The 15697-nt window shown below is 59.0% G+C and carries 6 protein-coding genes and 3 pseudogenes; 4 read left to right on the forward strand and 5 right to left on the reverse strand.

Annotated elements, in window-relative coordinates; all coding sequences use genetic code 11:
• Nucleotides 1–3: 3 nt before the first annotated feature.
• From IHE49_RS15380 to IHE49_RS15390, 3 genes are read right to left on the reverse strand one after another with little or no spacing between them, the layout of a single operon-like run.
• Nucleotides 4–2850, reverse strand: coding sequence for a helicase-related protein (locus IHE49_RS15380; RefSeq protein ID WP_192159483.1), 2847 nt, complete (start codon nucleotides 2848–2850; stop codon nucleotides 4–6).
• Nucleotides 2850–9173 (reverse strand): alpha/beta fold hydrolase, encoded by a 6324-nt coding sequence (locus IHE49_RS15385; protein ID WP_192159485.1) that lies wholly within the window; start codon nucleotides 9171–9173, stop codon nucleotides 2850–2852. The genes IHE49_RS15380 and IHE49_RS15385 overlap by 1 nt, the downstream gene beginning before the upstream one ends.
• A gap of 22 nt (nucleotides 9174–9195) precedes the next feature.
• Entirely contained in the window at nucleotides 9196–9372 is a 177-nt protein-coding gene (locus tag IHE49_RS15390) for a DUF1778 domain-containing protein (protein WP_192159487.1), read from the reverse strand.
• Between the two features lie 1002 nt (nucleotides 9373–10374).
• On the opposite strand from IHE49_RS15390, the pseudogene IHE49_RS15400 reads away from it, so the two are divergent.
• Together IHE49_RS15400 and IHE49_RS15405 are read left to right on the forward strand one after the other, a co-directional pair.
• A pseudogene (locus tag IHE49_RS15400) lies at nucleotides 10375–11400 on the forward strand (IS3 family transposase).
• 966 nt (nucleotides 11401–12366) lie between these two features.
• A pseudogene (locus tag IHE49_RS15405) lies at nucleotides 12367–12700 on the forward strand (integrase core domain-containing protein); the annotation flags it as partial.
• 74 nt (nucleotides 12701–12774) lie between these two features.
• Here the strand turns inward: IHE49_RS15405 and IHE49_RS15410 are convergent.
• A complete protein-coding gene (locus tag IHE49_RS15410) occupies nucleotides 12775–13191 on the reverse strand; it encodes an H-NS histone family protein (RefSeq protein WP_192159492.1) in 417 nt (138 codons plus the stop codon).
• Between the two features lie 117 nt (nucleotides 13192–13308).
• Here IHE49_RS15410 and IHE49_RS15425 point away from each other — a divergent pair.
• Together IHE49_RS15425 and IHE49_RS15430 are read left to right on the forward strand one after the other, a co-directional pair.
• A pseudogene (locus tag IHE49_RS15425) lies at nucleotides 13309–14435 on the forward strand (IS3 family transposase).
• Between the two features lie 168 nt (nucleotides 14436–14603).
• Nucleotides 14604–15545 carry a hypothetical protein gene (locus tag IHE49_RS15430; protein ID WP_192159497.1) on the forward strand — a complete coding sequence of 314 codons (942 nt, stop codon included), beginning with the start codon at nucleotides 14604–14606 and terminating at the stop codon, nucleotides 15543–15545.
• Between the two features lie 57 nt (nucleotides 15546–15602).
• On the opposite strand, the gene IHE49_RS15435 is transcribed toward IHE49_RS15430, so the two are convergent.
• Nucleotides 15603–15697 (reverse strand): integrase core domain-containing protein (locus tag IHE49_RS15435; protein ID WP_192159499.1); only part of this gene is annotated, 95 nt, incomplete at its 5' end.

Here is a 15697-nt window from a genome sequence, read left to right on the forward strand (position 1 = left end):
GTGTCAGACTCCCACGGCGGTAGAGGCAGCGCCGCTATCCGGCAACAGCACATACAGGCCCATTACATCGACAGGCAGGCTGGCCGTGACCTGGTAGCTGCCTCGGCCTTCGGCAGCTTCACGCACGCGGCGGTGGTCGGCCAGCAGCACCTGGGCGCGGGCCTTGGCCATGGCCTCCAGCTGAGGTTGCCAGCCGGGCAAGGCTTCGAGGGCCGTCTGCAACTGACGATCACGCAGTGACGCGGGCATGTTGCGGGTGGCTTCGGCGCCCAACAATTGGCGGGTCATGTCGGGGGCGAGCTCGGCAAAGGGTTCAGAGCCACTGGCTGCCACGGCAACAGCTTCCTCGCACATCAGCAGACGCGTCTGGCTGCCATGGGTGGCGGTGAGCTGGTGGCGGATGCGCAGCAGCAGCACGGTGGTCTTAAGCGACACCTCCTGCACGAATGCGGCGCCGGCACGGGCGACGACCGCATCGTCAGCCGCAAGCGCGCCATCGTCGAGCGCTTGCTCCAGCAGCGTGTCGGCCAGCACCGACACCAGGGGGTGCGTGCGGTGGATAAAGGTGGCACCCTGCGCCGCGGGTTGGTGAAAGTCGATGCGCAAGGTGTGGGCCAGGCCTTCGGCCGCAAGGCGCTCACGCACGGCAGGAGGCAGGTGCTCAGTCAACAGCTTGAAGTGCTGCTTGATGGGTTGCAGCGGCGCCCCGAGCTGGGCTGTGGCACGGCTGACGAAGCGCTCGACTTCGGCGTCGTCACCGAGCACTGCGGCGGACTTGCGCCATTCCGGGAGCACATCTTCGGGCTTGAGGCGCCGCTGGGCAAATATGCTGCGGTTCTGCTTCGCCTTCTCCCTGGCACTCTGCCAAGCAAGGTCGATTTCCTTCGCTGGCTCGCCGAAAAGGTCCAGCTGTGACTGAGCATTGAGCGCACCCTTGCGCAGCAGCACGGCGTTCATCAGCGCCTGGGTGAGCTTGCCCTCATTGTCGGGCATGGGCACCAGCACGCCCAGCTCCTTGCGAATACTCTCGGCTTTGCGCAGGATGACCTGCAGGACGGCACCATCAACGGGGTTGTCCTCGCCGTACAGCATGGTGCTACGCACCTCGCGGGCTTTCTGCCCGAAACGGTCCACGCGTCCTTCGCGCTGCTCGTGACGGGTCGGGTTCCAACTGAGGTCGTAATGAACAACGGCGGTGAACAGACTCTGCAGGTTAATACCCTCGGACAGACAGTCCGTGGCTACCAAGACGCGGGACTCGCTCTCGCCCAACTGGTCGACCGCCGCCTCTCTTTCGTCGGGTGTCAGCTCGCCGGTCACGGCCCTGACGGTGACGGACTTGAACTTTTCCTGTAGGGCCGCTGCCAGGTAATGCGCCGTTGCGATGTAGCGGCAGAAGACGACGGGCTGGAAGCCTTCCTTCAGAAGCAGGGCCACGTGTTCCTGCAGCTTGGCGAGCTTGGGGTCTTTCTGTTGGCCGGCGAGTGCGGCAGCGCTGGCCATCAGGGCGTCCAGGCGCTGGCTGTCTTCGGTCTTGGCGCCCGGCTCGAGGTCGTCAGTGGACAGCGCATCGTCGGTGCCATCCAGCACGCGGTCGGTAGCCTGGGACTCGAATTCTTCGAGCGAGGTAACTTCAGTCTGGCCCGCTTCGTCCAGAGCGCCTTGCAGTCGGGTGCGCAGCGCGTTCACCGCAGCGGCCGGGGACGACGAGATACAGCGCAGCAGCGCCAGGGCCGCCCACCAGTTCATGCGCTGCTCGCGCAGCGCTCGCCCTTCGAAGCGCTCGACCAACTCACGGGCATACGCCAGCACGTCGTTGAACAGCTGGCCCCACGCGCCGGTGAGCTTGTAAGTGATTTCGGCCGAGCGCCGCTCGGGGAACATTGAGGTGTCCTGCCATTCTGCGATGTCAGCCCGGCGTCGCTGGACGAAGTGCCGGGACAGGTCTTCGCGCAGGTCACTGCGCTGGCCCGCGGGAAGGTCCTTCAACTGGGTGAAGTCAGCCCGTAGCAGGCCCAGCAGGTTGAAGAAGGCCTCATCGTCCCCGCTGTGAGGTGTCGCGGTGAGCAGCACCAGGTGACGCGCCGCGCCGGCTGCCAGGCCCTTGAGCAGTTGATAGCGCTGCTGGCGGCCCTGGCCAGCCTGGGTGCAGGTGTGTGCCTCGTCGACGATGACGAACTCGGGACAGAAGCGCTGGAAGGCTTCACGCCGGCGCTCCGACTTGATGTAGTCCAGGCTCACCACCGTGTAGGGGTGAGCATGGAACACCGAGGTGCCGGGCGGCAGGTCGCGCTCCAGACGGTCAGCGGTATTCGAGCGAACGACGACAGCCTGGATGTGGAAGCGCTCCGCCAGCTCGCGCTGCCACTGCTCGCAGAGATGCGGTGGGCACAGCACAGCCAGGCGCTGGATTTCACCGCGGTCGAGCAGCTCTCGGGCGATGAGCGCGCCTTCAATCGTCTTGCCGATGCCGACGTCGTCGGCAATAAGGAGTCGCACCGTCGGCTGCTTGAGCGCCATGAGCAGCGGCACGAGCTGATAGGCGCGCGGCTCGACGGCGATGTTGCCGAAGCTGCGGAACGGGCCTGCACCGCTTCGGAGCTTTAGTTGTAGGGCATCGAGCAGCAGTTGGCTGGCCGAATGGTTGCGCGCTTGGGCGGCCGAGGGCCAAGGGAACGTGGCCGGCCGGACCGGCTGGCGTTCCAAGGGTAGGTAAATGAGCGTCTCATCGCGCTCACCTCCGCCTAGGGGGCGCAAGCGCAGGGTTTCCGCGTCGGACTCAGGCAGGACTATCCATTCTCGGCCACGGGCAGAAATCAAGCTGCCTGGCACAAAGTTAATGCTCGTCATCAATGCAGCTTCTCTTTCAGCAGCTGAGTAAGCTGCTTGACTATGTAGTGACTAGGACTGCTCGGCTTCGCGATTGAACTGTGGCCTTCGCCGGGCACCGTGAAGGTCTCACCGGGGCTCGCTGCGGCGTCTGTCAACGGGACCACATCGTCATCAGTACCAATGAAGTTGCAGATGTAGCAGCCGCTCTTCGTGGCGCACCACTTCTTCCAGGCCTCATTGGTCTGGAGGAGTGCACCGGAGCTCTTGCTGAGCACCTGCACCTGCGGATGCGCCGAGAGCGCCGGCAAGTGCTTGGCTAGACCGGCGAGAGACGAGCCTGTAGTTGGAGAAGCAAGCAATGCCACACAACGTGTTCTGTCACCGAGCTCGGCAGGAAGGAGACCTAACCCGCATACCTCACTTAGCATCTTCCTGACGAGAATCCCTCCAAGGCTATGTGCCACGAACGCAACCGACGCATATCCCTTCAGCAATACCTCGCTACCCAAGTGTTTCGCCAGTGAGAACAGGTCGGTCCCACCGAAAAAGTGTGATTCATAGATGTATTTCGTGCACTTCGCGGGAACCGCTTCCTTGAGATATTCAGGAAGCTGTCCAAAGGTGGCATCGCCACCTCCTAGTCCGTGGACGAACACGACCAGCGTGTCATTCCTCACCTGAGCCAAAGCCTCTTGAACATCGTGCAATCCAAACGAGCATTGCACTGCTGCTCCGTACAATGGATTGGTCGTGGTACCTGCATCTGGTTTCGCGGCCTCGATAGCCCGGCGCAGGTTGAATGCATGGAGTAGCTTCATCATCAGATTCGCCAAGATACTTCCCTGGCGAATCTCCCCCACAAACTCAATGTCTTCTGGAAGACAGCCCGCGGCCTCGCATACCACTTTTGTGACCGTTCGCCTCGCTGCATCTGGATCTTCGCCATAAGGCACATTAAGGCGTAGGCTCACTTCGACAACGTCGTCGAGCTGTCGCGACGAGGTCGCAACTTGGAGCGGCCGGCCGAACAAATCGCTATTCCCGGCAAAGATGTTTGGCCACGTTGCGACGTCTGAGGAGAACCGCACAACTAAGTAGCCGAGTTCGTCAAGGGCCTGGTTGATGCCCTTGTCGTGAGCTTGCCGCGATTTCGTTTCGTGATGTGGCCCGTCAATGAAGACTGCGAGATTCAGGTCGTCATAAAAGAAGTCGGCGGTGGCCTTGATACCTGGAACTGCGTACTGACCGCGGTCTGGCTTGCGGTACCCGTGCTTGGCCACGAATTCAAGCCAGTCGTGCTCCAAAGAGCTCCCGGCTGTTCGCGATAACTCGGCATCGTGCTGATCAGGGTCACGCCCTTGTGTTCCCCGGCGAGCGAGCGCGTTGGTCAGACGACAGAGGATGTCTAGCAACAGGCCGCCGGCGTCTTTGTCCTTGCGGTCGATGAGCTTGTGGTCGGGCTGGTTGTAGTACGACAGCAGGCAGCGGTAACAACCGGCCTCGCACAGCGGGTTGCCTTTGTGGTCCAGCTCTTCGGTCAGCTCTTTCCGGGTCCATGGCTGACCAGCAGGCGGCGTCACGAAATGCATGACCTCAAGCGCCTTAGCAGCAACGGCGGACATGGCTTCAGGTTCAGTGGCTAAGCGTGTCAGCACGCCGGCACCACCTTCGGCGGCCTCGAACAGCAGGATGGACTGGCGGTTGTCGCGGGTGGGCAGCGGCTCGGCCATCAGCTCGCTTTCTTCGAGCTGATATATCGCCTCGATGCCGCGCTTGAGCGCATATTGCAAGGTCGTCAGCGTCTCGGTTTCGAGCTCGCCCAAGCCGTGATGCGGCCGCACGATGAGGATGTTCCGGCGATCCTCCACATAAGGCACGATGCGCTGTGGAGGTGTCTTGTCCGGCGGCGCCTCGCCCTCGGTCTCGGACGCTCCATTGCCGTCGTCGACACCGCCGACCCAGTGGCCGGTCACGGGGTTCATCATGAAACCCTGGATGGACTTTTCCTTGCGACGGCGCCAGCCGAAGTTCATGCGCCAGACAGTGGCCGCCGGACCGTATTGCATCTCCAGCAATGGACCTTGCTCGTCCTCGATCACTGTGGTGACCATCTGCAGCTTTCCATCGGCTTCGGCGAATTGCAGCGTGGTCTGCATCTCATAGCCTTGGCGCACGCGCTCTTCTTCATTCGCTGTGATGCGTTCGGCACGCTTCGTCGAGACGTTCTCGATGCGGTAGAGGTTCTTGACCTCGGGCGCGCCGGACAGCGAGGCGCCGCAGGATACGCAGCGGTCTGCATCACGCTGGGACCTGAAGTGGCCATAGCCGCAGGTCGGGCACAAGCGTGCGACTTCGGTCGGCAGCTTGGCGCCTTCGGTCACCTGGCCCTGGCCGGTGATGGTCAGCAGGGCTTTAGTGACGCGGTACTGACTGCCCTCATGATAGATAAGGCTGTAAGGGCCGAACTCGCTCAATGCCAGGAAGCGCGGACGCGACAAGAAACTCTCACGCCCTATCGAGCCCCGCCGCGCAGGCAAGTAGGCCAGCAGCGGCAGACGTGGGAAGTTATAGCCTGGAAGGAAGCCCTGGGAGGCTAGGTAGCGGTAGGTGTAGAAATCCGAGTTGAAGGCGCTGTCGCCAGCCAGCAGCAGGTCACGCTGCTTGCGAGCCTCGTTGTGGCGCTGCTGGGCTTCGCGGCGCTCGCGTTCCGAGGCGGTAGGGTTATTCTCGATCTTAAAGTTAAGCTCGATAGCTTGTGCCGTCGCGCGATACAGATCGCGCCAGCGTTGCAGCGCGCTGTCGAACTCGCGGTACGCCCGTTGGAAGACCGAATCGGCCCATTGCTCGCTGTACCAAGGCGCATTCTGCGCCGTGAGCTCGTTGGCCAGCATGCCCAGGACCTTAAGGCCGCGCTGGTGGGCGCGCCTCTTCGCGTCAGGCCTGTCGAGGTCGGCGACCACGTCTTCGGCAACCGGCAGCCCTTCAGGCTCGTTCATATCGAGCAGGTCGCGGACGCTATTACCTAGGCGCTTGCTGGTCTCGGCTAGCCAAATGGCGTGCATGTGGCTCTTGACCAGTTCCAGGTTGGCCAGATCCAGTGTCGGTGCATTGACCTGCCCGTGCACCATGCGCACCGGGTCGCGGAAGTAGTACTGGTCATGCGGGCTCTGCGATGCGCAATAGGTGATGACTAAGGCGGGCTGGCCGGCGCGTCCTGCACGGCCGCTGCGCTGCGCGTAGTTGGCCGGCGTAGGCGGCGCGTTGCGCATGTAGACCGTGTTCAGCGACGAGATGTCAACGCCCAGCTCCATGGTCGGCGAGCAGAACAACACCGGCAGCCATTCGAGCTCGGCGCCGTTCTTCTTGCGCCAGTCATCGCGGTCTTTATTGGTGTAGCGAAAGCGGGCTTCTCGCTCGAGTCGGTCGTCCTGCTCAACCTGGGCCGTATGCTCGCGGGCCTCGAAGTCGAAGAGCTGGTGTACTGGACTGGCCAGCAACCCCGCTATGTTGCGGTACAGGGCTCGGAAGAACTTGTTGTCCTCCGCCTGGCGCTGACTCTGGCCTGAGCCAGCCTCCCACAGCAACGCCGTGCCATTGAGCTGCCAGCCTGTGAGGCCGACATCGGTCTCTTCCCGCTTGACCAAGCCGTAGGACTCGGCAGCCTTGAGCAGCGCGGAGACGACGTCCGGGTATGTCTGGTCGTTGATGTCCTTGTAGTAGGGGTTACCGCCGCCCCAAGTGCTGCTTTTGCGAAGTTCGCGGCCAAACCGTGAACGGCTAGAGCCGATGAACAAAAAATCCTCGATCTGCACACGGCGACCGCGGCGGTCGGATTCTTCGCGTGGACGTGAGATAACGAACCATCGAGCCGGCACGGGCCGCTCGTCTTCGGTAAATCCCCAGGGCTCGCGTAGGTTGGCGTAGCTCTGGGTGCGCAGCTGCTCAAGTTCGGAGCGGTCGAGATAGCGTGTGGCGATGCAGAGCCCTTGGCGCATGAAATCGAACAACTCGCGTAGGACCTTGGCCCTCTCGTCCGGAGTGGCAGCCCGCAAGACCAGGGGGGCATCAGCCCACTCGGCAGCATCAGCAGCGAGGTCGTCGATGTCCTGATAGCCGATGCGAATCAGGCCAAGCTGTTCAAGGTTGGGATTGTTGTAGCGCCAACCGCGCCTCAGGTCAAAGTAGGTGCGGTAACCCAGGATGCCGCGCATAGCCTCCTGTACTTGCCGCCGTGTGTTGCCCTTGACCTCGGGCTGCTGCATGTACTCGGCTCGGACCGCTGGATCGTCGCGGTGGAAGCCCAGGGCTTCGAAGACTGCATTGGCGACCTCGCGCTCGGAAAGCGCTTGGTCATTGCCCTTCTGCAAGGCAGACAGCAGCGCCGCGCGAGTCAATAGAACTTGCAGGAAGTCGTTGAAGTGGCCAGCCTGCAGCGCGGCATCCTGCCGGTTGTCGGAGAAACCTAGAACCTTCTTGGCCTCGGCCGACAGCTGCTGATCCTGCTCGTATAGGTAGCGCAGCGCCGACAAAGTGAGCACCGTCGTGGCTGAGCTTCGGCCTTCGCCCGACAGCGAGGTAAGACGCAAGGCATCCTTACCTGAGGAGGTGTGGCTGACACCGCAGGCCAGGCAGAAGCGGAACGCCCCGGGAATAAACCAAGCCTGCAGACCCTTGTCGTCGGTGACGCCGCCGTCCGGACGCACCTTTACCGCCTGCGGCACGAACTTGCGCTGAGCCGATTTGATACGCCATTCGCCGTCGGCACGCTCCTCCAGCCAAGTTTCAGGGTAGCGCTCCAGAGCCTCCGGCTCCCAAATGCCGCGACCGTCCGGCATCAGGAAGCCGAACTTCACCTGTTCGTCGTCGTGTTGCCGCTCGTCGATGTTGCGCACATCGAAGCCTCGGCCCTCGGGGCCGTCGGTGTCCCAGACCGGGATGTACTCCTGGCCGCAGTCGCGGCAGAAGTGCACGTGGTAGTAGCGCCGCTGCCGGTCGTCGTCGCCTGAAACGAACTGCTGCCCATCCAGCGTGATGGCTCGATGGTTGGGCACTTCGAGCGTCGTGTAGACCTTGCCGCCGCCAGCGATGAACTGGTGCAGCTTGAAGGCGAATAAGCTTTTACCAGCGCCGTCAGTAACAGCGTACGCGCGAAGCATGAACTTCTGCAGGTAAGTCTGGCAGTTCGCGACGGATTCGCCGGAGGCCTCGTGCAACAGCTGTGATGCATCTGCGAGTGTGCGCGGGCGTGCACGACGCAGCTTGTCGTCTTCGTAGGTCAAGCCTAAGGTGAGTTCCACCCAGACGGACATTGGATGCGCAGCCATGGCCTCGAAGCCGAGATCCATAGGCACGCCGGCACGGATGGCCGCGCCGAGCTCGCTCCGTACGGTTTCGAGCGTCTGGTTCTCAGGCGTCGTTCGGCGCAGGGTTTCGGTGATGACGTTGCGGTCCGCAATGGATGTGCCAAACAGACGCCGCGCCACCTTCGCCACCACGGCGTTGCGCTCCATTTGCGTGCCTTCGGACGCCATCGTGGCTGAGGTGCCGATGCAGATGAGTTCGTCAGATAGAGCTTCGCGCACGCGACGCACTAGTAGCGCCACGTCGGCGCCTTGGCGACCGCGATACGTGTGTAATTCGTCGAGGACCAGGAAACGCAGACCTTTGGCGTTGCGCATCACCGCCTTGTCAATGTCGTTCTGCCGGGTCATCAGCAGCTCGAGCATCATGAAGTTGGTCAGGAGGATGTCCGGCGGCGTGGCGGCCATAGCCTGACGCTCTTCATCGGACTCCTGCCCTGTGTAGCGCCCGAAGGTCACGGCCTGGGCGGCAGAGTCTGAACCCAGGAACTTCTTCAACTCCTCAAGTTGCGAGTTAGCTAGCGCGTTCATCGGATAGATGACGATTGCGCGTGTGCGAGGTGCCGGGTCGGCCTTCTTAGCCTTGAGGCATGCATCGACAACCGGAATGAAATAGCTGAGAGACTTGCCCGAGCCCGTTCCAGTAGTCAGCACGTAACTCTCGCCGGCCAATGCCAAGTTAATGGCCTCGGCCTGGTGCTTGTACAACGGCAGCGTAACGCCAGCCGAGCTAGCCGATTTCCCAAGCCGAAAGATTCCAGAGCACTCTGGGGCCAGCTGACCAGCCTGGACCAGCTCGTCGACCGTGCCGCCCGATTGGTAGTTCGGGTTGATTTGGATGAGCGGCTCAGGCCAATAACGCTGGCTGTCGTACTCGCTGTCGACAAAGGCCTTGATATCGCCGGACCGGATGCGCGTGAAGCTGCGCGTGAACTGCTCGTACTCGCCGACGAGGTGTTCTCGAAAATCGAAGACGTCCACCACTTCCCCCTGTGTTGGCCGCTTAGCGGCTTTTCGACTGTCTTTGCTGGACTTGGATACCCTGTTCATCGCAATGCTGACGGACCAGCACTTCTACAAGGTTGGCTAGTGTTCTGTGCTCTCGGTACGCTGCCAGGCGGATCAGCTCCTTCAATTCGGGCGAGACCCGAAGGTTGAGGGTTTCTGTCTTGCGTTCCATGGCTACATCCGCGCGGTTTAGTAGCGCAAATGTAACGCATATGTACGCCGGCGTCCCACAATTCGAGTAGCGCGGCGATTGCGGGGGCTGATCGGGGCTACCATGGCTGGGAACGGGTGTTCCGTGCCGAGGCCGGCGCGAAAGCGGACACTGCACATGCATTGCTGTTGACGCGCGCCGGGATTTGACCTGATAACCGAAAATTGATTGACCATGGTCAGCGTCGTCCAACCTTGGCGCGCGGTGAGAGTCCGCTGTCAGTAGAGGTGGTCAGTCGAAAGCGAGCACGATGGTCAATCCGTCTCGAGCACCAACAATCTGGGGTTGCTCTCTGTGGGGCTATTTTGTCCAGAGGGCTCCAGTTATGCCAGGATCTAGATTGCGGGTAGTCGACAACTGGACTTCATGCTATGGGGTACGCTGATAGCTATGCCGACATATTCAATAGTAGGGCCGATGCGGCGCTTAAATTCAAATGATCCGCCGCCACCCGCCTTCCGATCCGAAATTTTTGAAGTAAGCAGTACATACCTACATGAGCGTCGTTCACCAGATGACTCAAACGCCCGCTGTTATCATCTAGTTGAACATTCAAAGTCACGTCGCACCATCGGATATGTGTCGCTAAATCTCCACCGGGAAGCGTTAGGTGGGAGTGGCTCTATTGGATGGATTGAGGTTCGGCAAATTTATATTAAGGAATCACTTAGAGGCCGGGGGCTAAGTCACTATCTCTTGAATGAGGTGATTATTCGCAGCAAAGCTTGGATAAAGATACAGCTCGACGATTTAAGCGGTAAAAAAATATTAGAAGTGCGATTAGTAGCAAACATTGCAACGGAAGATGGTCAACGATTTCTCGAGAAGGTCGATGCCGCTATAAAGCAATATTGTAAAAGCAGAGTTCGCTACTCATCTTGCTACGATTGATTGTCGACGTCTCCCCGCTTTTGAGTAGCGCGGCCGTTTGGAGTCCAATCCCCCAACCGAAGGAGATTGGACGTGAAGAAGCGCTTTTCCGAAGAACAGATCATCGGCTTCCTGCGTGAGGCGGACGCCGGTCTGCCGATCAAGGAGCTGTGTCGCAAGCACGGCTTCAGCGAGGCCTCTTACTACCTGTGGCGCAGCAATTTCGGCGGGATAAGCGTGCCGGATGCCAAGCGCCTGAAGGAGCTGGAGACGGAGAACGCGCGGCTGAAGAAGCTGCTGGCCGAGCAGATGCGTGAGAACGAGGTGATCCGGGACGTCCTGCGAAAAAAACCGTAGGCGCACCGGCCCGACGCTCGTTGGTCCGCCAGATGATCGACCAGGGGCTGAGCGAGCGGCGTTCGTTGCGTATCGTGGACCTTCGGCAACGCATCGTGGCGCTAGCACAGCGGCATAAGCGCTACGGCGTGGGCATGATCCATCTGAAGCTTCGGCAGGAAGGCGCACCCGTGAATTACAAGCGCGTGGGACGGCTGTATCAGGAAGGGCGGCTGCAGGTGCGTCGACGCAAGCGCAAGAAGGTGCAGGTAAGCGAGCGGCAACCGTTGTTGCGTCCGTCGACTGCCAACGAAGTGTGGTCGATGGATTTCGTATTCGACCGCACCGCCGACGCTCGGGTGCTCAAGTGCCTGACTATCGTCGATGGCGCCACGCATGAATCGGTGGGCATCGAAGTCGAACGAGCGATCTCCGGCACGGGCATGACGTGCGTGCTGGACCGCCTGGCGCACAGTCGCGGCTTGCCCAAGACGACCCACGCCGACAACGGCAAGGAGTTTTGCGGCAAGGCTAATGGTCGCCTGGGCGCACGAACGCGGCGTGCAGTTACGCCTGATCGAACCGGGCAATCCGAACCAGAACGCTTACATCGAATCATTCAACGGGCGTCTGCGCGACGAGTGCCTCAACGAACATTGGTTCCCGAGCCTGCCGCACGCCCGCACCGAGATCGAACGCTGGCGACGCGAATACAACGAGGAGCGACCGAAGAAGGCGTTGGGCGGCCTGACACCCGCCGCCTACGCCAAGCAGTTAAAGTAATACCGGACTCCAAACGGACCCGCTACTCAAGGCGGGGGCGTCGGAGAATACGCGCAGCAAAATGCAACAACTTTGAATGGAGGCCAGAGAGTTGTGCTCCAACCCATGGCGCTATTTTAAGAGCGGGGGAACGTCGGGGAATCAGGAATATGGACATTGACTGACCATGCTGAATCATGATATAAACGCAGCCTGCCGCTACACAAGCTGTTGCCTCAACTGTGTTGAGTCGAACGAATCGGTGCGCGGATGTTGTTGGTGAAGGGCTTTGATGTAAGGGTTGCATCTGATATTCACGTGTCACCGTGAAAATATTTTAGCCATCAGGGAGATTCTGTATCATGTTGAAGTTGATCACGAGAAGTGTCGCGGTCCTAACTGACGCACAAACCACACTGATCAGTGGTGGCGCAGCCAAACTTCAAGTTGCCCACCCTGCAAATAGTCCAACTGACAGTTGTGACTGCACCATCAATAGTTGTGGCTGTACCATTGATACTTGTGATTCTTGCGATGGATGCCAATCCATGGATTGCACTCTGCAGCAGTGCACTTAGTCCAGTTGATATATCGCAACGATGCAGCTCACTACATGGAGAACATTTTGAATGAATGCCAAGGATCGCGTGGGAAGCCAAGGCAGTGAGCGGGCCAGCCAGCTTGATCAAATTTTTGCGTCCTGTCTCGACAGCATGCCACCTCCTGAGCAATGCAATCACCAGGCATATCCAAAGGGGTAGCTTTTTTTGCGTTGTTTCTTAAGGATGGTCTGATCTGACCGATCTTGGAATGAGTTGACACCTTTCCCTCAAGAGAAGGTTTCCTCATGAATCCAAGGATCAAACGCACACAGAGCGATTACATGCTGCCTTTCAAGCTGTCGGTGGTCGAGCAGGTGGAAAAGGCGAGCTGACCTACAAGCAGGCCCGGGCATGCTACGGCATCCAGGGCTGATCGACCGTGCTGGTGTGCAAGGCGCTACAGATGGCCTTGCGACAGCGCCGCTACTCATCCACCACTCCGATCGTGGCATCCAGTACTGTGCCGAGTCCTAATCAGCAACTGCATCGACAGCACGGTCTGCGCTGCTCAATGATCGATGGCTACGACTGCTACCAGAATGCCTGGGCTGAGCGCGTCAACGGCATCTTGAAAGGAGAGCTGCTTCTACATCGGCCCAATGACCTGCAACAGGCACGTCGAATGGTCAAAGAGTCCGTGGCCATCTACAACCACGAGCGACCTCGCTTGTCCCTAAAATGCAGAACGCCCCGAGGAGGTCCATCGGGCGTTCTTCTAGCAGCAGCCTCTACCGCTTTACCGGCCCTACAGGTGTCAACCTAAATCAGGACGGGTCATGCCAGGTGCTTGGCGCTACTTCTTGACGGCTTTCTTTGCCGAGGCTTTTTTTGAGGCCTTCGCAGCCGCCTTCTTTACTGGCGCTGCCTTAGCAGAGGCGTCTGAGATCAAGAGGCTTTCTACAGTCATCCCCCTCTTCTTCAGAGCTTCGTTGAACCACAAAGGGCGCTTACCGCGCCCGGACCACGTTTGGGACGAGTCATCCGGGTTGCGGTACTTTGGCGCCGCGGCCGCCCTCGGGCCCTTGGCGACCTTGCCACCACGCGTCGGGTAGACGTCCGCCAAGGCCAGCCCGGCGCTTGCCAAAACTGCATCAATCTTGGCGCGCACCTCTCTGACATGGTTCTTGCGCGCGTATTCCATTTGCGCTTCGGCACTCTTGATAAGCGCTTGGAGTTCGGTGGGGGAGAGCGAGTCGAGATTAATGGCCATTTTTATCCTTTCGGTTGGGACGCGGCATTAGTCTACGGGAAATGGGGCACGGACAACTGGACTGCCCCGGAGATGACGGCACTTCCAGCCTATGATTTGAGCATAGGAGGAAGCCCCATGAGCAGTCAGCGGTTTACCCCGGAATTCAAAGAAGAGGCGGTTCGACAAGTGGTCAGCCGTGGCCACTCGGTGGCCGAAGTGGCGGCCCTTCTCGGCGTGCCGACCCACAGCCTGTATTAATGGGTCAAAGCGGTGAAGCCCGACAAGACCGAGCAGCAGGCTACTGAGCTCAATGACGCAAAGAGCGAGATCCTTCGTCTGCGGGCCCAACTGCGTCGTGTCGAAAAGGAGCGCGACATTTTAAAAAAGGCCGCAAGGTACTTCGCCAAAGAACCCGAGTGAAGTACCGCTTTATCAACGACCACCGCCATGTGTTTCGCGTGGCCCCGATGTGTCGGATGCTGGAGGTGACACGCGGCGGCTTCTATCAGTGGCTGGACAAGCCCGAGTCCGATCGCGACATTGAGGACCGGCGTCTGCTAGGACTGATTCGCGATTCGTACGATGCCGGCGGTGGTGTACGACGTGTGCTTGGCGATTTGCGCGAGGCTGGCGAAGTGTGTGGCAAGCATCGCGTGGAGAAAATCATGCATGCCCAGAAGATCAAGGCGATTCGCGGCTACAAGGCGCCTCGCCGTATCGTCGGACGTCCGTCACTCGTCGCCCCCAAACGCCTACAACGGCAGTTCACGGTCAACACGCCGGACCGGGTCAGGGTCACCGACATCACTTACTTGCGCACGTGGCAGGGTTGGCTTTATCTAGCAGTCGTTATCAACCTGCATTCACGCAAGGTCATCGGTTGGTCGATGAAACCGACGCTGGCCCGCGAAGGGGTGCTGGACGCGTTACTGATGGCGATCTGGCAACGCAAACCCACGAAACCCGTGATTGTACATTCCGACCAAGGCTCACAGTACGGCAGTGATGACTGGCAGCGATTCTGCCGTGCCCACGGTCTGCAACCGAGCATGAGTCGGCGCGGCAACTGTTGGGATAACGCGGTAGCAGAATCGTTCTTCAGCAGCCTGAAGAAGGAACGTATCCGCAAACGCGTGTACAAAACCCGCGACTTGGCCCGCGCCAATGTCTTCGACTACATCAAGGTCTTCTACAATCGAACCCGTCGCCACAGCCATCTCGGTGGCGTTAGCCCCGAGGCCTTTGAGAAGGCCTCATTGTGAGGCTGGCTAGTGTCGTAAATCCTAGGGCAGTCCAGTCCAATCAACTATACAGCAAAGGTGAAGCATCCTCTTAAGGCGTTGGCTACCTTAGATTCTATGAGCGCCGTCAAGAGAGTCGATTTTATTGGAACAATATGCTATATAAATCCTATGACCAGGAATAATTTGATGCAAGGACACTTTGTCGACTCATTCATAGAAACTGGTGAGTACGATTTAATTGCCAAGATCGCGTCTTCGACGTATCAAGGTGTCGGGCGCTTGGTAGATGCAGGTTGCTTTGCAGGAACAAGCACCAGGGCCCTATGCGAGGGACTGTCAAACGTCGGTGCGCGTCACAAAAGTGCACGGCCGATTATAGTGATTGATAGGTTCATCGCCGCAGATGAATACATATGTAATCATTTTCTGGAGCGTGGGATTGATGTCCGCTTTGGCGAGTCTTTTTTGCCACTATTCATGGATAGACTCAGTCCCCATCTTCATTTACTCGAAATAAGGGCTGGTGATCTAGTTCAGGTCGGCCGAATAGAATCGGCAATAGAAGTTTTGTTAGTAGATATAGCAAAAACACAAGCCTTAAATGCCTATGTCGTAAGGAAATGGTTTCCTCGCCTTATTCCTGATCATTCCGTTGTTCTACATCAAGATTTCTACACGCCTGCACAACCATGGATCGCGGTTTCTATGGGTTTGTTAATGGATTATTTCGAAATAATCACTCCGAAGGTTGGTGAATCTTGTTGCTTTAAGCTAAAGAAGGCCATTACGAAGTCTTCAATTGATGCGGCACTGTCGGTGCATTCCTCTAGTGTCGATGCTCTTGCCTCGCTAGATCGAATGATCGAAATATTGGGTGACGCATTTAATGCGCCTTTACTCCTCATGAAAGCACTGACTATGTCTTTTTTGGGTGATCGAACTAAATCACACAAGATACTTGATGAGCTAATCAATTTGAATCCGCGTCCGGATGATCGAAAATGGAACAAATGGGTTGGACTCGCCGCGGTTGTTATTCGCCCTGATCTGTATACAGAACGATCCCTTATAGGCGAGGCTTATTTGCGTCATGTACGAGCCCGTCTTGGTGGCTACGGTATTAGTTGACTGCGTAGCCACCGACGTCCCCCCGCTTTCAGTAGCGGGGCAATTTAGAGCCCAGGGTTACTTTAACTGCTCAGCATAGGCGGCGGGTGTCAGCCCGCCCAACGCCTTCTTCGGTCGCTCCTCGTTGTATTCCCGGCGCCAGGTTTCGATCT

Origin of the sequence: Rhodanobacter sp. 7MK24, from assembly GCF_014842995.1 — a bacterium.
Lineage (GTDB): Bacteria > Pseudomonadota > Gammaproteobacteria > Xanthomonadales > Rhodanobacteraceae > Rhodanobacter_A.